14 protein-coding genes are annotated in these 19,661 nt (G+C 61.2%); 7 read left to right on the top strand and 7 right to left on the bottom strand.

Going from position 1 to position 19,661, the window contains the following annotated elements; translation table 11 throughout:
• Window positions 1–6: 6 nt before the first annotated feature.
• The 5 genes from fhuB to mrcB form a co-directional block, all read right to left on the bottom strand.
• Window positions 7–1,989 (bottom strand): Fe(3+)-hydroxamate ABC transporter permease FhuB, encoded by a 1,983-nt coding sequence (gene fhuB, locus ACOI7D_RS16450; protein WP_050533866.1) that lies wholly within the window; start codon window positions 1,987–1,989, stop codon window positions 7–9.
• Window positions 1,986–2,876, bottom strand: coding sequence for a Fe(3+)-hydroxamate ABC transporter substrate-binding protein FhuD (gene fhuD, locus ACOI7D_RS16445; RefSeq protein WP_060591184.1), 891 nt, complete (start codon window positions 2,874–2,876; stop codon window positions 1,986–1,988). Before fhuD ends, fhuB begins: the two co-directional genes overlap by 4 nt.
• The gene (fhuC, locus tag ACOI7D_RS16440; RefSeq protein WP_032452785.1) at window positions 2,876–3,673 is read right to left on the bottom strand and encodes a Fe3+-hydroxamate ABC transporter ATP-binding protein FhuC; all 798 of its coding nucleotides are present in this window, start codon (window positions 3,671–3,673) and stop codon (window positions 2,876–2,878) included. Before fhuC ends, fhuD begins: the two co-directional genes overlap by 1 nt.
• A 45-nt stretch (window positions 3,674–3,718) precedes the next feature.
• The gene (fhuA, locus tag ACOI7D_RS16435) at window positions 3,719–5,926 is read right to left on the bottom strand and encodes a ferrichrome porin FhuA (protein WP_023292033.1); all 2,208 of its coding nucleotides are present in this window, start codon (window positions 5,924–5,926) and stop codon (window positions 3,719–3,721) included.
• A gap of 234 nt (window positions 5,927–6,160) precedes the next feature.
• Window positions 6,161–8,716, bottom strand: a complete 2,556-nt coding sequence (gene mrcB, locus ACOI7D_RS16430) for a bifunctional glycosyl transferase/transpeptidase (RefSeq protein WP_032455574.1) — start codon at window positions 8,714–8,716, stop codon at window positions 6,161–6,163.
• Between the two features lie 378 nt (window positions 8,717–9,094).
• On the opposite strand from mrcB, the gene ACOI7D_RS16425 reads away from it, so the two are divergent.
• Window positions 9,095–9,241: a hypothetical protein gene (locus ACOI7D_RS16425; protein WP_044521095.1), complete on the top strand. Its 147-nt coding sequence runs from the start codon at window positions 9,095–9,097 to the stop codon at window positions 9,239–9,241.
• 62 nt (window positions 9,242–9,303) lie between these two features.
• The gene (gene gspS / locus ACOI7D_RS16420) at window positions 9,304–9,678 is read left to right on the top strand and encodes a type II secretion system pilot lipoprotein GspS (RefSeq protein WP_023292031.1); all 375 of its coding nucleotides are present in this window, start codon (window positions 9,304–9,306) and stop codon (window positions 9,676–9,678) included.
• Window positions 9,679–9,717: 39 nt separating this feature from the next.
• Here gspS and gspB read toward each other — a convergent pair whose 3' ends face one another.
• Both gspB and pulA read right to left on the bottom strand, forming a co-directional pair.
• Entirely contained in the window at window positions 9,718–10,275 is a 558-nt protein-coding gene (gene gspB, locus ACOI7D_RS16415; RefSeq protein ID WP_044521071.1) for a type II secretion system assembly factor GspB, read from the bottom strand.
• A gap of 255 nt (window positions 10,276–10,530) precedes the next feature.
• Window positions 10,531–13,821 (bottom strand): pullulanase-type alpha-1,6-glucosidase, encoded by a 3,291-nt coding sequence (pulA, locus tag ACOI7D_RS16410; protein ID WP_109546640.1) that lies wholly within the window; start codon window positions 13,819–13,821, stop codon window positions 10,531–10,533.
• 184 nt (window positions 13,822–14,005) lie between these two features.
• Between pulA and ACOI7D_RS16405 the strand changes: the two genes are divergently transcribed.
• Genes ACOI7D_RS16405 through gspF form a run of 5 tightly spaced genes read left to right on the top strand, consistent with a single transcriptional unit; the run spans window position 14,006 to window position 19,659 of the window.
• Window positions 14,006–14,143 (top strand): hypothetical protein, encoded by a 138-nt coding sequence (locus ACOI7D_RS16405; protein WP_032429281.1) that lies wholly within the window; start codon window positions 14,006–14,008, stop codon window positions 14,141–14,143.
• Window positions 14,128–14,970: a type II secretion system protein GspC gene (gene gspC, locus ACOI7D_RS16400; protein ID WP_109546641.1), complete on the top strand. Its 843-nt coding sequence runs from the start codon at window positions 14,128–14,130 to the stop codon at window positions 14,968–14,970. Before ACOI7D_RS16405 ends, gspC begins: the two co-directional genes overlap by 16 nt.
• A 9-nt stretch (window positions 14,971–14,979) precedes the next feature.
• Window positions 14,980–16,953, top strand: coding sequence for a GspD family T2SS secretin variant PulD (gene pulD / locus ACOI7D_RS16395; protein ID WP_023292027.1), 1,974 nt, complete (start codon window positions 14,980–14,982; stop codon window positions 16,951–16,953).
• Window positions 16,950–18,443: a type II secretion system ATPase GspE gene (gene gspE, locus ACOI7D_RS16390; RefSeq protein ID WP_044521064.1), complete on the top strand. Its 1,494-nt coding sequence runs from the start codon at window positions 16,950–16,952 to the stop codon at window positions 18,441–18,443. Before pulD ends, gspE begins: the two co-directional genes overlap by 4 nt.
• A gap of 1 nt (window position 18,444) precedes the next feature.
• Window positions 18,445–19,659, top strand: coding sequence for a type II secretion system inner membrane protein GspF (gene gspF, locus ACOI7D_RS16385; RefSeq protein WP_281166485.1), 1,215 nt, complete (start codon window positions 18,445–18,447; stop codon window positions 19,657–19,659).
• Window positions 19,660–19,661 lie beyond the last annotated feature (2 nt).

Genomic DNA, 19,661 nt, shown 5'->3' with positions numbered 1-19,661 from the left:
GGATCGTTAGCGGCTCTGCTTCCTCAGCAAATAGATAAAGTACGGCGCGCCGATAAAGGTCGACAGCAGCCCCGCCGGGATCTGGTACGGGAACATGATCATCCGTCCGCACCAGTCGGCGAAGACCAGCAGCAGCCCGCCAGTCAGTCCGGAGATCACCATATGCGGCAGCGTTCGGCGGAAGCCCATCATGCGCGCAATATGCGGCGCCATCAGCCCGACGAAGCTCAGCGGGCCGATGGTCAGCGTCGCCGCCGCCGTCAGGCAGGCCGCCAGCAGCAGCAGAACAATCCGCGATGACGTCAGCGCCATGCCCACCGCCCGCGCCGCCTCCCCGCCCAGCGGCAGGATGGTTAACCAGCGGCGACAGAGCGGCGCCAGCGCCAGCAGGACCAGCATCACCGCGCCGCTGCGTACCACCCTCTCCGGCGTCGCGCTGTAGGTCGACCCCGAGATCCACGTCAGGATCTGCGCCATACGCGGATCGCCGCTGGCCTGCAGCATCATCAGCAGCATAGTGAAGGCGGTACTGAGCGCCATCCCCGCCAGCAGCATCCGATGCGGCGAGAAACCGCCCCGCCCGGCGGCCAGCATAATGATCAGCAAAGTGGCCGCCGCGCCAAGGCTCCCGGCCGGCAGCAGCCAGCCAAAGGCGTCGCCAGGCACGAAGAACAGCATCAGCACCACGCCAAAGGCGGCGCCGGAGCTGATGCCCAGCACTTCCGGGCTGGCCATCGGGTTGCCGGTCAGGCGCTGGATAATACAGCCGGCGACCGCCAGCATCACCCCGGCGAACAGCGCCGACAGCACCCGCGGCCAGCGCCAGGGCAGCAGTTGCTCCAGTAGATCGCCGTGAGCCCACAGCCAACCGTGGGCATCGCGACCAAAGGCCAGCGCCACGCTCATCGCCAGCAGCAGCAACGCGACGCCCCCGAGAACAAACCATTGCACGTGATAGCGCTCAGGCTGCACATTATCGCCGCCGTTCATCACCGGGGCGCTGATGCTGCGCAGCCGTGGCAGCAGCCACAGCAGCAGCGGCGCGCCGATCAGGGCGGTGACCGAGCCGGTGGAGATTTCCCGCCATACCCGGCTCAGCCAGAGGATCACCTGATCGGAAAGCCACAGGAGCAGCGCGCCGATCAGCGCCGCCAGCAGCAGCCGGGCCAGCAGTCGACGGGCGCCGAGCATTTTCGCCAGCAGCGGCGCGAACAGGCCGATAAAGCCGATAATCCCGACCGCGTTGACCAGCAGCGCGCTCATCACGATCGCCAGCGTCAGGGCGCCGAGGCGCGCCAGAGACAGCGCCAGCCCCAGGTTGCGCGCCACCCCGTCATCGAGCCCCATCAGAGTCAGCGGACGCAGCAGCAGCAGGGTGAGTATCGCCCCGCCCAGCAGCTGCGGCCACAGGCGCTGCGCCACGCTCCAGTCGGTTTGCGTCAGCGTCCCGGTGCTCCACAGGAACATGCTCTGCAGCTGGTCGTGATGGAAAATCACCATCAGCTGGTTAAGCGCCCCGCAGTAGAGGCTGACCACCAGGCCCGCCAGGATCAGCGTTACCGGCGACAGACGCTTGCCCCAGGAGACGCCAAACACCAGCGCACCCACCAGACAGGCCCCGGCCAGCGCGGCAAACTGCGACGCCAGCACGCCGGGGATGGCCCACAGCGTGGTGACCGTTATCCCCAGCTGCGCGCCGGTGGCGACGCCAAGGGTGGTCGGCTCCGCCAGCGGATTGCGCAGCACCTGCTGGAACAGTACGCCGACCAGTCCCAGCCCGGCCCCCACCAGCAGTGAAACGGCCACCCGCGGCAGCAGGCTGTAATGAAACAGCATCTGGGCAATCTGATCGCTATCCGGCTGCCGCAGCGCCTGCCGCCATTGCGCATAGGGCAAGGCGACATTGAGATTGACGATACTCAACGCGAAGGCGGCAACCAGCAGCGCGGCCAGCAGGATACTGGCTAACGGTGAAATACGCGTATTCATACCGGACTCCCCTGGGCCTCGGCCAGCACGCGGGCAAAATGCATCGCCGACAGCGTCGCGCCATAGAACCACACCGCCGGAACGCGCTGGAAGCGTCCCGCGCGCACGAACGGCATCGCCTGCCACAGCGGGGTCGCCAGCAGTTGGGTCATCTCCCGCTCGTTACCATGATCAAAACAGATCACATCGGCCTCGTTAAATGCCGCCAGCCGGTCGATGCCAACGCTAACGCTGCCCCAGAACGCCGCTTCGCCGCGCCAGGCGTTTTTAATACCAAAGCGGTCAAGCACCTCCTGGAACAGGCAGTTTTCGCCAAACACCAGAACGTGGCGCGGATCGAGCAGGGAGATCATCAGCAGCGGACGGTCGCCGCGCCCGGCAAAACGCGGCTTCAGGCTCGCCATCAGCGCCTCAAACTCCGCCAGGTGGCGCTGAGCCTGCTGCGGTTTGCCCAGCAGGTCAGCCATCTCCAGCAGCGAGCGCTGAGCCATCGCCAGCGGGCGTTTGCCGTCGCTAAAGGTGAATCCGCGGCCGGGGGCGATACGCGCCAGCTTCTCCGGCGACGGGCCGTAGCCTGCTGACCAGACGATAAACGACGGTTTCATCTGCGTCAGCAGCTCAAGATTGGGTTCAGTGCGCAGACCGACATCGATCACCGAGTCGGGCAGCGCGGGCTCGTTCACCCACAGGCGATAGTTAGGGATATCGGCCACGCCGTAAGGCGTGACGCCCAGCGCCAGCAGGAGCTCCGCCGGCAGCCACTCCAGGGCGACCACACGCTGCGGGTCAACGTTCGCCGCCTGCGCGCCGCGCATCTGCCACAGCAGCGGCGAGAGCGCCATCGCGGTCAGCAGGCGACGTCGGGTTATCTGAGTCGGGGTCATCATTAATAGACAAAGCTTACCGGCGCCGCGCCGGCCGGGTGCGGCAGGATCCCCATCGGGATGCCGTAGATTTGTTCCAGGGTGTCGCTGCGCATCAGTTCCGCCGGCGTCCCCTGGGCGATCATTTCCCCGCCGCGCAGGGCCACCAGATAGTCGCAGTAGCGGGCCGCCATATTAACGTCGTGCAGGACGGCAATCACCGTCAGGCCGCGCTGCTGGCTGAGACGATGCACCAGCGCGAGGACATCAACCTGATGGGCGATATCCAGCGCCGAGGTGGGTTCATCGAGCAGCAGACAGCGGCTATCCTGCGCCACCAGCATGGCGATCCACGCCCGCTGGCGTTCGCCGCCGGAGAGGCTGTCCACCAGACGATGGGCGAGCGGCTTCAGCCCTACCAGCGCAATCGCCTCTTCCACTTTCTCGCGGTCCGCCGCGCCAAAGCGACCCAGCGCGCCGTGCCACGGATAGCGGCCGATCGCCACCAGCTCGCGCACCGTCATACCTTCGGCCGGCGGCAGCTGCTGCGGCAGATAGGCCACTTTGCGGGCAAAGGCTTTGCTGCCCCAGCTCTCCAGCGGCTGGCCGTCCAGCAGCACATCGCCTGCGGAAGGCGGCTGATGGCGGCCAAGCATTTTCAGTAACGTCGACTTGCCGGAGCCATTATGGCCGATCAGGCCTGTGACTTTTCCGGCCGGGAAGGTGAGCGAGAGCGGATGGAGCAACGTGCGGCCAGGCACACGGAAAGTGACGCGATCCAGCGCGAAGGTGGTTTCTGCGTGCGGAGTCTGTTCCTGCATAGCGATAACCTGATAAAGGGCGCGGCGAACCGCGCCCGTAGGTGGTTAGAAACGGAAGGTGGCGGTGGCGACGACCTGACGTCCGGCCCCCCAGTAGCAGGCGTATTCGCTGTAGCAACTGGAGACATATTCGCGGTCGAACAGGTTGTTGACGTTGACGCCGACCGACGAGCCCGGCAGGCCAAAGCGCGCCAGATCGTATTTCACCGTCGCATCCATCAGCGCATAACCGGCCACACTAAAGGCATCATTTTTCTTACCGGTGCTGGTGTCATTTTTGTAGTAGCTGACCGTTGAACCGATATAGCGCGCCCCGGCCCCAATCGTCAGACCGCTCAGCGCGGTTTCGTGGAAGGTATAATCCGCCCACAGGGAGGCCATGTTACGCGGCACTTCCGCCGGACGTTTGCCGTTGAACACCGTATCGTGAGTGTACTCCGCATCGGTGTAGCTGTAGGCTGCGGTGACGTTAATATTGGCGTTCACCGCCGCCTTCGCCTCCAGCTCAAGGCCGCGGGAGCGGATTTCGCCGGTCTGGATGCTGAACGCCTGGTTAGCCGGATCCGCCGTCAGGTTCTTGTCTTTGGTCAGCTGATAGACCGCCGCGGTGACCACCACCGGCATATCTTTCGGCACATATTTCACGCCGGCTTCATACTGCTTACCGCGCGACGGATCGAACGGCTTACCGCTGCTGCTGGATCCCGATACCGGTTCAAACGATTCGCTGTAGCTGAAGTACGGAGAGATACCGTTATCGAACAGGTAGTTGATGCCTCCGCGCCAGCTGAACTGCTGGTCGTGGTTCTCCGCCAGGCTGTTGGTGGCGCGGGTTAACGTTGAGGTCGTGGCGTAATCGTAACGGCCGCCCAGGGTCATCACCCATTTATCCCACTCCATCTGATCCTGCGCGTACAGGCCAGTCTGCTCCATCCGGTTGAGCACCGCGTACGGGAAGGTGACCTGAATATTCGGGTTGCCGTACTGCGGATTGTTCATGCTGATGGGATCCGCCGTCCCGTAGTCGGCATCCACATCGTTACGCATCCGCGAGTAGTCCACGCCGGTCAGCAGGGTATGGCTAACCGCGCCGGTGGCGAAATCAGACTGCAGCTGAGTATCGACGGTGAAGGTGTTCAGGTGCTCGTCGGAGCGCACATAGGCGCGATTCATGTAGCCCGGCGCGACATAGCCGTTGCCGTACACCGAACGATAGAGCGTATGCACATCGGCATAGCGCAGGTTCTGCCGCACGGTAAAGGTGTCATCGAACTGATGGGAGAAGCTGTAGCCCACCATCTTCTGGCGGCGGGAGATTTTATTATCCGCCTCGCCTTCGTTGAAATCGGTCGGCAGCTTATGCGCCTTACCGTTGGCGTCGTAATACGGCACCACGGTGCCTTCGCGCGGCAGCCAGCCGTAGTAGCCCGCATCCGGATCATTCTGGAAGTTGCTCAGGAAGGTGAAGTCGGTTTTATCGTCCGGACGCCAGCTAAAGGAGGGCGCCACCGCGTAGCGGGTCGATTTCGCCATCTGCTGCTGGGCATCCTGGCTGCGGCCCAGGCCGGTCAGGCGGTAGGACCAGACGCCGGCATCATCAATGGCGTCGCTGAAGTCAAACCCGGTCTGCCACAGATTGTCGGTGCCCATCTTAAACTGCACTTCTTTCAGCGGCTCGGTGGTCGGGCGTTTGCTGACCATGCTGACGATACCGCCCGGGTTGCTGTTGCCGTACAGCACCGAGGTTGGCCCGCGCATCACTTCCACGCGCTCCAGGAAGTAAGGATCCATGGAGACTTCAGAGTAGTTATTCCCCTGCAGCTTCATGCCGTCCAGATACTGGTTGGTGTTGACGGTCGTCGAGGTGGTGAAGCCGCGAATGGTGACCACGTCATAGGTGGTCGAACTGCCGCGGGTGGAGAAGACGCTTGGCGTATAGGAGAGCGCCTCTTTTACCGTCGTCGGCTGGCGCATCTCCATCTCCTGGCGCGTCACCACCGACACAGACTGCGGCGTTTTTTCAATCGGGGTATCGGTTTTCGTCGCCGTGGCGGAGCGTTTCGCCGCGATGGTCGGCGCCGGTCCCCAGGCGCTTTCCTGGGCGGCCGGGGCGGCAACGACGGTGATGGTTTCTTCTTGCTTCGGTTGTTCTGCTGCCTGTGCGTAGACAGACATGCCGCTAACCGCCGTGGCTACTACAGCTGCGACTTTACGCAGCGAGTGGTTTGGCTGAGCAGTTTTTGGACGCGCCATGGGTATATCTCTGATGAAAGTGAATGATAACGTAAACGAGAATTATTATTATGACGGGCGATATAATAGGCGAAACGTTGAAGGCAAGGCAAGCGATATGCCTGTCGCTGCGGGCTGAAGGCTGAATTAATAACCAGATAGTTATTATGGAGTTAAAGAGCCGTTAACTTTTTTACAGGCATAAAAAAACCCCTTAATACTTTCGTCTTAAGGGGTCTGGTCTTAGGGCTTAAATCAGTTACTGCCGAACATATCCTTGATCCAGCCCGCGACGCCGTCGCTCTTCTCCTGCTGCTTCGGCGGCTGCTGTTGCTGCTGCTGTTGCTGCTGAGGCTGCTGCTGCCCGGACTGATTGAACGGGTTGTTCGCTTCCTGCTGCTGCAACTGCTGCTGCTGCATCATTTCGCCCTGGCGGCACAGCGCATCCGGCTGCGTCGTCCACACCGGCAGCGAACGCATACCGCCGCTGCAGACGAAGTTGCCGTTGCTGTCCACGCCCATGTCGACCACGTCCTCAGGCGCCGTCAGCACCAGCGGCGTTGGCGTCTGGTTCGCCAGATAACGCTGGTAAATCGACATCGCACCGCTGGCGCCGTACAGTTTGGTTGGCTGGTTATTATCGCGACCCACCCAGGTGATGGTCACCTGGCTACCGTCGATCCCGGCAAACCAGGTATCGACGTTATTGTTGGTGGTCCCGGTTTTCCCCGCCAGATGGAGGCCAGGATACTTCGCGCCCAGCTGACGCCCCGTCCCGCGCTGCACCACCTGCTGCATGGTCCACAGCGTCATGTAGGCCGCCTGGGCAGGCACCGCGCGCTCCGCCTGCGGGTAGCTCTGATACAGCACCGTGCCATCTTCCGCAATCACTGACCGCAGGGCGGAGAGTGGCGCACGGTTGCCGCCGCTGGCGATGGTCTGGAAGGCCTGGGCCACTTCAATTGGCGTCAGGTTCAGCGCGCCAAGCAGCATCGCCGGCACGGCGTTGAGCTGATTCTTCGGCGCCCCCAGTTTGGTCCAGGTATCGACCACCGCCGGCAAGCCCAGCGCCATCCCGAGGTTAACCGTCGGCACGTTCATCGAACGGGTCAGGGCATCCACCAGCATCACCTGGCCGCTGAAGCGACGATCGTCGTTCTGCGGCGACCAGGTCTGGCCGTTGGACAGGCGAATGGTCACTGGCGCATCGGCGATCCACGTATTCAGGCGATACTGGTTCGGCTGGCTCAGCGCGGTCAGATAGGTCGCCGGCTTGGCCAGAGAACCAATCGACCGGCGGGCCTGCATCGCACGGTTGTAGCCGGCGAACTGCGGCTCCGCGCCGCCGACCATCGCCCGCACTTCACCGGTAAAGCGGTCCACCACCACCATGGCGGTTTCCAGATCTGCCAGCTTGCGCTGTTTCTTCAGTACCGGGATCCCTTCGGTGGCCGCTTTTTCCGCGGCATCCTGCGCCACCGAGTCGAAGGTCGTGAAGATCTTCACGCCGGAGAGATCTTTCACTTTATCGCCCAGCTTCGCCTGCAGCTCCTGACGCACCATCTGCATAAACGCCGGCTGCGGTGAAATCACCCCGCCGCGCGGCTGCACGCCCAGCGGACGCGCGCTCAGCATGTCGTACAGCTCCTGGTCGATGACCTGCTGCTGCTGCAGCAGACGCAGCACCAGATTGCGTCGCTCAAGGGCCAGTTTCGGGTTGCGCCACGGGTTATAGACCGAGGCCCCTTTCACCATCCCCACCAGCAGCGCCTGCTGGTCGAGGCTCAGCTCTTCCACCGGACGGCCAAAGTAGTACAGGCTGGCCAGCGGGAAGCCGCGAATTTCGTTATCGCCGCTCTGACCGAGGTACACCTCGTTCATATATAGCTCAAGGATGCGATCCTTGCTGTAGCGGGCGTCGACGATCAGCGCCATGTACGCTTCGTTGGCTTTACGCCAGTAGGAGCGTTCGCTGGAGAGGAACAGGTTTTTCACCAGCTGCTGGGTCAGGGTACTTGCCCCCTGCACCGTCCGGCCTGCCGTCAGGTTCGCCAGCACCGCACGGCCGATGGAATAGAGGCTGATACCATCATGCTCGTAGAAGTGGCGGTCTTCGGTCGCCAGCAGCGTATCCACCAGCAGGTCGGGGAAGCCGCTGCGCTTCACGAACAGACGCTGCTCGCCGTTCGGCGACTGCAGCATGGTGATAAGTCGCGGATCGAGACGGAAGAAACCGAACTGGCGGTTGTTATCCATATTCTCGATGGTTTCCAGATGGTCGCCATCGAAGGTCAGACGCGCGCGCACCTGCCCTTCTTTACTGTCCGGGAAATCGAACGGACGGCGGATCATCTCGATGCTGTTGGCCTGCACCGTATATTCGCCGGGACGCGTCATCGCGCTGACCTGACGATACTGGGTGGCGTTCAGCAGACGCACCATCTCGTTTTTGCTGATCTGCATGTCCGGCTCAAGGTTCACCATTCGGCCATAGACCGCGGCCGGCAGCTCCCAGACTTTACCGTCAATGCGGCTGCGGATTTTCTGGTCGAGGTAGACGCCATAGGCGGCAATCAGCACCGCGAAGACAATCCCCAGCTTGACCAGCAGCCACAGCCAGCTGCGCTTACGACGAGGCTTGCCACCTTTGCCTTTGGCTTTTCTCGGCACCGGTTTCTCATCCTCATAATCATCGTCATCATACTCGTCGTCGTAGTCCTCTTCCCGGACCCGGCGACGGGTGACTTTCTGTTTTGTCGGACGTGAGGGTCTTCCCTTACGTCCGATAGGCTCGCGGTCATCTCCCGCCATGCTTTTTCTCCGCAACGTTCAGGCGCAAAGGCCTGATTCTCAATACTTCCCCTGTTCAGAGGAAGAAGAAATCTCTCAAATTAACGTCCTGGCTGCTTACCCTCGGGACGACAACCTGCTGGCGGGCAGAACGCGCCGCCCACCTTTCAAAGGGTTGGTTTGCTTCGTTTCACATGATACTAACAATAAAAATTCACCATAAAATCATTGTGTTAAACGCATCACTGGCAGAATGAGTCAGAACATAGCACGTAATGTTCAGGGCATACAGGATAGCACTAAAATGCGACATTCTTAACCAGCATTTTACCTCGTGCTCACGTAACAAGATGGGAAAGAGTATGTTTTTTAATAACATAAAAAATGACGCTCGCCCTGATGCCAAATGCGGCGGCATCATCTGCCGCAGAAAATATATTTTCCGGCCGCCAATGTTTATTATTGAAAGAAGTAAAGGGGATTAATCGAGTTTCTGCCAATAAAAATGAGAGCCTGTTAACATTTATGCAGAATCATATTTTATGATGACACCAGGGAAATATTTGTTAAACTAGCGGCCAGTGATTCATTATTTTGATTACTCTACTATGCGCATTCCGCTTATATTTCCGCTTTGCGTGGTGGCCGTGCTCTCTGGCTGCCAACAGAAACCCGCCTCAACGCTCAGTCCGGCCATCAGTAGCCAGGCGCAGCTCGAGCAGCTCTCGTCCGTGGCGGCAGGAACGCGCTATCTCAAGAATAAATGTAATCGTAGCGATCTGCCCGCCGATGAAGCTATTTATCGGGCGGCGGTGAATGTCGGCAAAGCGCGCGGCTGGGGAAATATTGACCCGGCAACGTTAAGCCAAAATAGCGACCGGCTTTACCAACAGCTTTTACAGGACAGCACCCCGGAAGCCGCGCAGTGCAGTCAATTTAATCGCCAGCTTGCTCCCTTTATTGCCAGCCTGCGCGGCGACTAAACAAAATATCTTCAACGCGCATTTTATTGCGCGTGCCCCTTATTCGCCTTTCGGCTCCTCGTCAATTTTCCCGCCGGGCCAGTCCTCCAGCGCCGCGAGGGTAAAGGTCGTGCCGTTGAAGCTAAAGATCGTCACATCCTGCTGGATCTGCTCCACCACCAGATTGGGCAGCGGGGAGTCGCCCTCCGTCCACGCTTTGCCATTTAACACAATGCTGCGCTTTTCCGCTAACGAGGCGTAGACATGCGCGCTATAGCGCAGAGGCGGCAGCGTATCGCTATCCACCACCGGCGCGGCGGGCGCACTGGGTTTTGTCGCCGGCGGCGGCGTCTTTGGCGCGGCCTCTCCGGCAGCGGTTAACGGCAGAAGCGCCGCATGCGCCACCGGCAAGGGCAGCGTTTGCGGCGGTGCCGGATGACGCCACTGCTCGCCGCCAAACCAGCCGAGCGCGAATAATAATCCGGCATACAGCGGGATAATCCAGCCTGGGATCTGCACCATCCGGCCGCGGATCACCGGCGCGTCCGCCTGCGCGGAAGGCGGCTGATGCGCCACCAGCGGGGGGATCCCTCTTTCACTGTCATCACGAACAATCACCACGATCTCCTGTTCCCTCACGATAACGAGAAGGCGCCCTTACGGGCGCCCCAAACGGCTGACAAAGCGCAATCTTCAGGGATTGCCCGGCGGCGCTGCGCTTGCACGGGCCTACAGCTAACTGCATAACGGTTTGATATTGCAGTCCTTCACAGGCCGGGTAAGGCGAAAGCCGCCACCCGGCAGAAAGGCGGCACAGTATCAAACCAGGTTTGTCATCAGCCAGAGGCGCCCTTACGGGCGCCCCACGTCACGTTATTTACTGCTCACCGGCAGGCCGGCGCCCTGCGATTCGCCCTGCGGCAATTCGAGAACGGCAACCGACCAGGCCGGCAGCGTGACCGAGCCGTCAGCGGCAATCTGCACGCCGCTGGCCAGCGAACGGTCGCCCGCCGCCTGCTGGATGGCGCTCAGCTGGAGCGATGTGCCGGCGAAATCCTGCAGCGTCCGGCTTTCCGGAGCGGCGTTAATCGCCACCACGATGCCGTCGACGCGGCTGTCCAGACTGGCGCCAGCCTGCATCCCGTCATCGATGGTCATCACCAGCAGACCGGTCTGCTGATCGGCGCCGGTATTGCGGAAGTCCACACGCTGCATCACCGTCGCGCCGTCGCCGAGGGTAAACAGCGGAGATGACTTACGCAGCGCGGTCAGCTCCTGATAAAACGCGGTCATCTGCTTGAGCTCGGCTTCACCCGGGGTGGCCACCCAGTCCTTCACGCGGGCGATGATGTCATAGTTGCTGCCATCATCGCTGCTGCGCGGCATACCGACGTTGTAGTTGTTGTCCTGCAGGGAGTAATCCACGCGGTTAAACCAGTCGCCGGAATCATACGAGTCGCGGGTAAAGGATTTGGAGCGCAGCAGCTCCGAGCCCTGCTGGTCAAAGGCGATCCCCTGGCCGAGCATGACCGTGGCCAGCGACACCGCCTGCATCCGGACGCGGGTGTCGAGATCCGCCTCCTGAGCAGCTTTGTAGCTGATCATGTCCCACAGCGTCTGGTTGTCGTGTTTTGACACATAGTTCACGACTTCCGTCGGATCAGCCGCGTAGCCGCCAGGCGCGCCGTTATAGTCAATCTCGCTGCCTCTCTTCACCGCGCCGTCTTTGTCGATCAGCACGAAGTCCGCAAGGTTACCGGCCATACCGAGACGGGTCAGATCGGCGAGATGGCGCGCCTGATCGTCGGTCAGGGTGGTCAGCTCATTCGGCAGAACGCCGGCCCCGCTGCCCACGCCCTGGTTCTGGCGCAATGCATCGCCGGAGTCGAACGGTCCGCCGCCGCGCACGGCGTCGCGCAGACGATCGGAGAACGTGCCGATCCCGGTGCCTTTGAGATTGATTTGCGAGGCAATTTCAAAGCGATCGCTCTGGTTGGAATCCCAGCCTTCGCCAAAGAAGTAGATATCCGGGTTCAGCGCTTTAATGCGCTCCCAGGCCGAGAGGATCTGCGCTTTCGGGTGGTAGCCCATCAGGTCGAAGCGGAAGCCATCGATCTTATAATCGGTGGTCCATACCGCCAGTGAATCGGCGATAAGCTTGGCGAACATCCGGTGCTCTGGCGCCGAGTCGGAGCAACAGGTGGCCGATTCCACGCTGCCGGTGGTTTCGTTCAGACGCTGATAGTACCAGGGGACGATCTTATCCAGCACCGAGGTGCGGTCGGTCGGGCCGGCGGCGTTGGTGTGGTTGTACACCACGTCCATAATGACGTTCATTCCCAGATCCTGCTTGATCGCCTGAATCATGGTGCGGAACTCTTTAATGCGCGCCGTGCCTTCCGGGTCGGTGGCGTAGGATCCTTCCGGTACTGTGTAGTGGAACGGATCGTAGCCCCAGTTATAGGAGTCGGTCTGCGCCACCAGCGTATTCAACGCCTGCACCTGCGGGTTATCCTTACTGTCGTTCTGCTTCAGCTGAGTCAGCACCTCTTCAACCGTCGAACCGCTGTCGCAATAGCCCGCGAACTCGCTGCTCTTCACCGCGCTGTTGACCTCGCACAGGCGACTGAACGGCTGCTGAATATCGGCGACTTTGTCGCTGAACTCATTGACCGTCGCCAGATCGAAGACCGGCAGCAGCTCAATATGGGTCACCCCCGAGGCCGACAGCTGCTTCAGATGCTGAACCATATTGCTCTCCTGGGCGGTGAGCGCCAGATACTTACCGCGCAGCTCCGCAGGAACGGTTTGATCCCAGGCGGAGAGATCGCGAATATGCGATTCGTGGATCGTCATCTTCGCCAGGTCAGCTTTGGTTTTCTGCGCGTGCGGCATCGTCAGCCCGTCCCAGCCTTCCGGCTTCAGCGCGCTGTCGTTCAGATCGACCACCTGACTGTACTCCGAGTTGGTCGACAAACTGTGGGCGTAGGGATCGGTCACTTCGTACTGCTCGACTTTGCGCGACTGTGGGTGGTAGACCGTCATCGCGTAGCGGTAGAACGCGCCTTTCAGGTCGCTCTCTCCCTGCCAGGACCAGGCGCCGGAGGCGCTGTCGCGGGTCATCGGGTGACTGGCAATCACTTTCTTGTCCGCACTGTAGAGCACCAGCTCGACCTGCTGCGCCGTGGGCGCCCAGACGCGGAAGGTCACGCCGCTATCGGTTAGCTGGGCGCCATAGCTCAGCGCCTCAGCGGCGGCGGCATAGGTATCATCCAGCACGCCGGCGGTCTGCACCTGGGTGGCGGCGCTCAGTATCCCGTCGCTTTCGGCGGATATCGCCACCGTCTCGCCCTGCAGCAATTCCTCGACGTTGACGTCATCCGGCAGCTTAAAGGCAGGATAGCTGGCGAGATGCGGGAAGCGCATGCTCACCTGCTGGCTGACGGTGGTCGGGGTCAGCTTGACATACTTATCGGTAAATTCGCCGTTACTGTCGGCGGCCACCTTACTGCTGTGGCTGTAATAGAGACGCACAATGGGTTTATTTTCCCCGCCCGGCCACAGCAGAGTGGTCTTATCGACCCAGTGCGCATCGGCCAGCGCCACGCCAAAGGCGGCGCGGAAGGCGTCGGCGCGGGAGTCATAGACCGCGCTGTTGCCGGCGATGACCGATACCGTCCGATCGGTGAAATCACTGAAAGAGACGCGCAGGTCGCTGTCGATAAGCTTATTGGTGCCATCGCGGACGATCACGTTGATACACCCGCTCTCTTTAGTCAGCGGGATCACCCAGTAAGGGCCATATTTGTCGCTGCCGGTCGGCGTGGTGCTGACATCATTCCAGTCCGCCACCGGCGCGCTCAGCGCATCACAGGTTTCGTTATTCCACAGATAGAGGTTTTTGCTGGCATAGTCGGCCGGCGCGCTGCTGGTGATGCCGGCGATATCGACGAGGTGAATGACAGCCTGGTTGGCAGAGGCCTGTACCGCTTCGCCAGGGACGGCAACGTCCGGTAAACGGACGACGACATCCTGCGGGTCGGGCGTGCCAGGATTACCGGGTTCGCCAGGTGAGCCAGAGGAAGAGGAGGAAGAGCTGTTATCACAGCCACTCAATAATACTAACGATCCAAGAAATAGGGCATGACAGGTATATCTGAGCATTCGATAGTCCCTAATATGCTTATTAAATTATAAAAGGTAAGAAAGGATGAATATCTTTACAGCGCGCTAATTAGATATTTTTGCTTTCTCAGGCGCAATCATCCCCCACAAATGAGAGGGGGGCGTAGGAAGCCGGGGGAGTAAATGAATAAAGGGAATGACGACCGCAAACCGCAAACTGATTATGATTCGCCACGCTTATCGCCACTCTCCGGCAATAATTCATTCAAAAGCCAATAATCACCTACCTGTTTCGGTAGGGTATTACGCCAGCGTGCAGAAAAATAAATTAGCAAAGGGATTAAAATGCCAGTTTCTGTGATGGGGTTAACAAATACAAATAAAGGGATAATTAAATTATTACCCCAAATTGTGACGCTCATCATATTAATAACCGCCATTCCGCAGCTGGCGAAATTAACCTGGCGAGTGGTATTCCTTGTCAGTTCTGAGGATATTTCCGCCCTGCCGTTAACCGCGCCTCCGGCAGCGGAACCGGAATTAAAAAACGTGCGGCCCGCGTTTACCCTGTTTGGCCTGGCGACGAAAAATCCCCCCGCGCCAGCGGAGGCCACCAGCCTCGATCAGGTGCCGGTTTCCAGCCTGAAGCTACGCCTGGCCGGGCTGCTCGCCAGCAGCAACCCGGCGCGTTCCATTGCGATTATTGAAAAAGGAAATCAGCAGGTTAGCCTTAGCGTCGGCGATACCACCCCGGGATACGATGCACAGATCGCTGCCATCCTGCCAGACCGGATCATCGTCAACTATCAGGGGCGCCAGGAGGCCATTTTATTATTTAACGATACCCGCGCGTCGTCGTCATCGCCCGCCGCCGCGCCCCGTCCGCCCCTTATGAAGCGACTCCGTGAGCAGCCGCAAAATATCCTCACTTATTTAACGATTTCGCCGGTACTCAGCGGCGACAAACTGCAGGGCTACCGACTTAACCCTGGCAAAGACGCCTCGCTGTTTCGCCAGGCCGGCCTGCAGGCAAATGATTTGGCGATCGCCTTAAATGGCATCGATTTACGCGATCAGGAACAAGCGCAACATGCGCTGCAGAATCTGGCCGATATGACCGAAATAACGCTAACCGTTGAGCGGGAAGGCCAACGACACGATATTGCTTTCTCCCTGGGGGATGAATAATTGCCAACCATGAAACGCCTGCGAAAAATGCTTCCTGCGCTGCTGATATTAACCCCGCTGCTATTTTCTCCGGCCGCCGCGGAGGAATTTTCCGCCAGTTTTAAAGGCACCGATATCCAGGAATTTATCAATACCGTCAGCAAAAACCTGAATAAAACGGTGATTATCGATCCCAGCGTACGCGGCACTATCACCGTGCGCAGTTACGATATGCTCAATGAAGAGCAATATTATCAATTCTTCCTCAGCGTGCTGGATGTATATGGCTTCGCCGTGATTAATATGAATAACGGCGTGCTGAAGGTGGTCCGCGCCAAAGATGCCAAGACCTCGGCCGTTCCGGTCGCCAGCGAGGCCGCGCCGGGCGAAGGCGATGAGGTCGTCACCCGGGTGGTGCCCCTGACCAACGTCGCCGCTCGCGATCTCGCGCCGCTGCTCCGCCAGCTGAACGATAACGCTGGCGCCGGCAGCGTGGTCCATTATGAACCTTCCAACGTCCTGCTGATGACCGGCCGCGCGGCGGTGATCAAACGCCTGCTGACCATTGTCGAACGCGTCGACAACGCCGGGGATCGCAGCGTGGTGACCGTGCCTCTCTCCTGGGCCTCCGCCGCGGAGGTGGTCAAACTGGTTACCGAACTCAACAAAGACACCAGCAAGTCGGCGCTGCCGGGATCGATGGTGGCGAACGTGGTGGCCGATGAGCGCACCAACTCGGTGCTGGTGAGCGGCGAGCCAAACTCGCGCCAGCGCATTATCGCCATGATCAAACAGCTCGACCGCCAGCAGGCGGTGCAGGGCAACACCAAAGTGATCTACCTGAAGTACGCCAAAGCCGCCGATCTGGTGGAGGTCCTGACCGGGATCAGCAGCTCGCTGCAGAACGATAAGCAAAGCGCCAAGCCGGTGGCCGCGATCGATAAAAATATTATTATCAAAGCCCACGGCCAGACCAACGCCCTGATCGTCACCGCGGCGCCGGACGTGATGAACGATCTGGAGCGGGTGATCGCCCAGCTGGATATCCGCCGCCCGCAGGTGCTGGTGGAGGCGATTATCGCCGAAGTGCAGGATGCCGACGGACTCAACCTCGGTATCCAGTGGGCCAATAAAAACGCCGGCATGACCCAGTTTACCAACAGCGGATTGCCGATCTCCACCGCGATCGCCGGCGCCAACCAGTACAACAAAGACGGCACCATCAGCAGCTCGCTGGCCAGCGCCCTCGGCTCGTTTAACGGTATCGCCGCCGGCTTCTACCAGGGGAACTGGGCGATGCTGCTCACCGCCCTCTCCAGCAGTACCAAGAACGATATTCTGGCCACCCCCAGCATCGTCACCCTCGACAATATGCAAGCCACCTTCAACGTCGGCCAGGAAGTCCCGGTGTTAACCGGCTCGCAAACCACCTCCGGCGACAACATCTTCAATACCGTCGAGCGCAAAACCGTGGGCATTAAGCTGAAGGTGAAACCGCAGATTAACGAAGGCGATGCCGTGCTGCTGGAGATTGAGCAGGAAGTATCGAGCGTCGCCGATTCGGCCTCCAGCACCAGCAGCGATCTCGGGGCGACCTTTAATACCCGGACGGTGAATAACGCCGTGCTGGTGGGCAGCGGCGAAACGGTGGTGGTTGGCGGGCTGCTGGATAAAAGCGTCACCGATAGCGCCGACAAAGTGCCGCTGCTCGGCGACATCCCGGTGATCGGCGCGCTGTTCCGCTCCGACAGCAAGAAAGTGTCGAAACGCAACCTGATGCTGTTTATCCGCCCGACCATTATTCGCGACCGCGATGAGTACCGCCGGGCCTCCTCCGGCCAGTACACCGCCTTCAACGATGCGCAAACCAAACAGCGGGGCAAAGAGAGCAGCGAAGCATCGCTCAGCAACGATCTGCTGCACATCTATCCGCAGCAGGAGACCCAGGCCTTCCGCCAGGTTAGCGCCGCCATTGACGCCTTTAACCTCGGAGGCCGCCCATGACGCCAGCCGCCGAACGCCGTCCGCTGTTGCCCTTCGCGTGGGCCCGCGCGCACCATCTGGTGCTGCTCAGCGACGGCGAACGCTGCGAAGCGCTGTGCCGCGCTGATACCGCCGCCCGGGCGCTGCTGGAAGCGCGCCGCCTGGCGGACGGACCGATGAGCGTCAGCCGTCTGGCGCCGGAAGCGTTCGAGAAAGTGCTGGTGCTCAGCTATCAGCGCGACTCGGCGGAAGCGCACCGGATGATGGCCGACATCGGCAATGAGCTTGACCTCTATACCCTCGCCGAAGAGCTGCCGGATACCGACGATCTGCTCGACAGCGAAGACGATGCGCCGATTATCCGTCTGATCAACGCCATGCTCACCGAGGCCATCAAAGAGAAAGCCTCCGATATCCATATCGAAACCTATGAGCGCCATTTGCAAATTCGCTTTCGCGTCGACGGCGTGCTGCGGGAAATTCTGCGCCCGCAGCGGCGGCTGGCCGCGCTGCTCATTTCGCGCATCAAGGTGATGGCGAGCCTGGACATTGCCGAAAAACGGGTGCCCCAGGATGGCCGCATGGCGCTGCGTATCGGCGGGCGGGCGATAGACGTGCGCGTCTCCACCCTGCCCTCCAGCCACGGCGAACGCGTGGTGCTGCGCCTGCTGGACAAAAACAGCGTCAACCTGGATCTGCAGACGCTGGGCATGCCTCCCGCCCTGCTTGACCAGGTCGACGCGCTGATCGCCCGGCCACACGGCATCATTCTGGTCACCGGGCCGACCGGATCCGGGAAAAGCACAACGCTCTACGCCGCCCTCAGCCGCCTCGACGCCCGGGAGCGCAACATCATGACCATTGAAGATCCGGTGGAGTATGAGCTGGAAGGTATCGGCCAGACCCAGGTCAACGCCAAAGTCGAGATGACCTTCGCCCGCGGCCTGCGCGCCATACTGCGCCAGGATCCGGACGTGGTGCTGGTGGGCGAAATCCGCGATGGCGAAACCGCCCAGATCGCCGTCCAGGCCTCGCTGACCGGCCACCTGGTGCTGTCGACGCTGCACACCAACAGCGCGCTGGGGGCCGTTTCCCGCCTGCAGGATATGGGGGTGGAGCCCTTTTTACTCTCTACTTCGCTGCTGGCGGTGATGTCGCAGCGGCTGGTGCGTCGGCTGTGCCCGCACTGTCGTCAGCCCTGGCAGGCGGATGCTGACGCCGCCCGGCAGATGGCGGTCCCGGCCGGTACGCCGCTGTGGCAGCCAAAAGGCTGCGCCCGGTGTAATTTCACCGGCTATCGCGGACGCACCGGCATTCACGAGCTGCTGCTCATTGACGACCGCGTCCGCGCCGCCATCCACCGCGGCGAAAATGAGATCACCCTGATCCAGCAGCTGGGGCCAGCCTGGCAGACCCTGCGCCATGCCGGGCGCGATAAAGCGCTGGCGGGGATCACCAGCTGGGAGGAGGTGATGCGGGTCACCGAACAGCAAACGGCGGACAGCGTCTGAGATGGCCCTCTTTCGCTATCAGGCGCTGGACGCGCAGGGCAAAACCCGCCGCGGCGTTCAACAGGCCGACTCCGCCCGCCACGCCCGCCAGCTGCTGCGGGACAAGGGCTGGCTGGCGCTGGAAGTGGCCGCCGCCGACCCGGCGAGCCGGCTGTGGCGCGGCGGGCTGATCGCCCGGCGCACCAGCGCCGGTGATTTAGCCCTGCTCACTCGCCAGCTGGCCACCCTGGTCGCCGCCGGCATTCCGCTGGAAAAAGCGCTCGATGCCGTCGCCCAGCAGTGCGAAAAGGCGTCGCTGAGAACGTTAATGGCTGGGGTGCGCAGCAAAGTGCTTGAAGGCCATTCGCTGGCGGAGGCGATGCGCGCCTATCCCGCCTGCTTCGATGGCCTGTTCTGCGCCATGGTGGCGGCCGGCGAAACCTCCGGCCATCTCGACGGCGTGCTGAACCGGCTGGCGGACTATACCGAGCAGCGCCAGCAGCTTCGCGCCCGCCTGCTACAGGCGATGATCTACCCCATCGTGCTGACGCTGGTCGCCATCAGCGTGATCGCCATTCAGCTCTCCACCGTGGTGCCGAAAGTCGTCGAGCAGTTTGTCCACCTAAAACAGGCCCTGCCCTTCTCTACCCGGCTACTGATGAGCCTGAGCGACATTGTGCGCAGCGCGGGCCCCTGGCTGGTGCTGCTGTCATTCCTGGCGCTGCTGGGGCTGCGCTATCTGCTGCGCCAGCCCGCCCGGCGGCTCGCCTGGGACCGGGCGCTGCTGCGTCTGCCGGTCATCGGCCGCGTGACGCGCAGCGTCAACAGCGCGCGCTACGCCCGCACCTTAAGCATTCTCAACGCCAGCGCGGTGCCGCTGCTGCTGTCGATGCGCATCAGCGCCGGCGTCCTCAGCAATGCCTGGGCGCGCAGCCAGCTGGAGACCGCCAGCGAATCGGTGCGCGAGGGCGTCAGCCTGCATCGCGCGCTGGAGGCCACGGCGCTGTTTCCGCCGATGATGCGCTACATGATCGCCAGCGGCGAGCAGAGCGGTGAGCTGACCGCCATGCTGGAGCGCGCGGCGGAGAACCAGGACCGGGAGCTGAGCGCGCAGATCCAGATGTCCCTCAGCCTGTTTGAACCCCTGCTGGTGGTCACCATGGCCGGCATGGTGCTGTTTATCGTGCTGGCCATCCTGCAGCCGATCCTGCAACTGAATACCCTTATGAGTATGTGACT

The sequence above is a fragment of the Klebsiella sp. C360 genome, assembly GCF_048822415.1.
Classification (GTDB): Bacteria; Pseudomonadota; Gammaproteobacteria; order Enterobacterales; family Enterobacteriaceae; genus Klebsiella; species Klebsiella quasipneumoniae.
This window is presented reverse-complemented; position numbering and strand designations above follow the sequence as displayed.

Bases quoted from the DNA above. Each gene is read 5' to 3' on its own strand.
- mrcB (WP_032455574.1), bottom strand. From the start codon at position 8,716: ATGGCGGGAGATGACCGCGAGCCTATCGGACGTAAGGGAAGACCCTCA.
- ACOI7D_RS16425 (WP_044521095.1), top strand. From the start codon at position 9,095: ATGCCAAATGCGGCGGCATCATCTGCCGCAGAAAATATATTTTCCGGC.
- gspF (WP_281166485.1), top strand. From the start codon at position 18,445: ATGGCCCTCTTTCGCTATCAGGCGCTGGACGCGCAGGGCAAAACCCGC.
- pulD (WP_023292027.1), top strand. From the start codon at position 14,980: ATGAAACGCCTGCGAAAAATGCTTCCTGCGCTGCTGATATTAACCCCG.
- gspS (WP_023292031.1), top strand. From the start codon at position 9,304: ATGCGCATTCCGCTTATATTTCCGCTTTGCGTGGTGGCCGTGCTCTCT.
- gspC (WP_109546641.1), top strand. From the start codon at position 14,128: ATGCCAGTTTCTGTGATGGGGTTAACAAATACAAATAAAGGGATAATT.
- fhuA (WP_023292033.1), bottom strand. From the start codon at position 5,926: ATGGCGCGTCCAAAAACTGCTCAGCCAAACCACTCGCTGCGTAAAGTC.
- fhuD (WP_060591184.1), bottom strand. From the start codon at position 2,876: ATGATGACCCCGACTCAGATAACCCGACGTCGCCTGCTGACCGCGATG.
- ACOI7D_RS16405 (WP_032429281.1), top strand. From the start codon at position 14,006: ATGATTCGCCACGCTTATCGCCACTCTCCGGCAATAATTCATTCAAAA.
- pulA (WP_109546640.1), bottom strand. From the start codon at position 13,821: ATGCTCAGATATACCTGTCATGCCCTATTTCTTGGATCGTTAGTATTA.
- fhuC (WP_032452785.1), bottom strand. From the start codon at position 3,673: ATGCAGGAACAGACTCCGCACGCAGAAACCACCTTCGCGCTGGATCGC.
- fhuB (WP_050533866.1), bottom strand. From the start codon at position 1,989: ATGAATACGCGTATTTCACCGTTAGCCAGTATCCTGCTGGCCGCGCTG.
- gspE (WP_044521064.1), top strand. From the start codon at position 16,950: ATGACGCCAGCCGCCGAACGCCGTCCGCTGTTGCCCTTCGCGTGGGCC.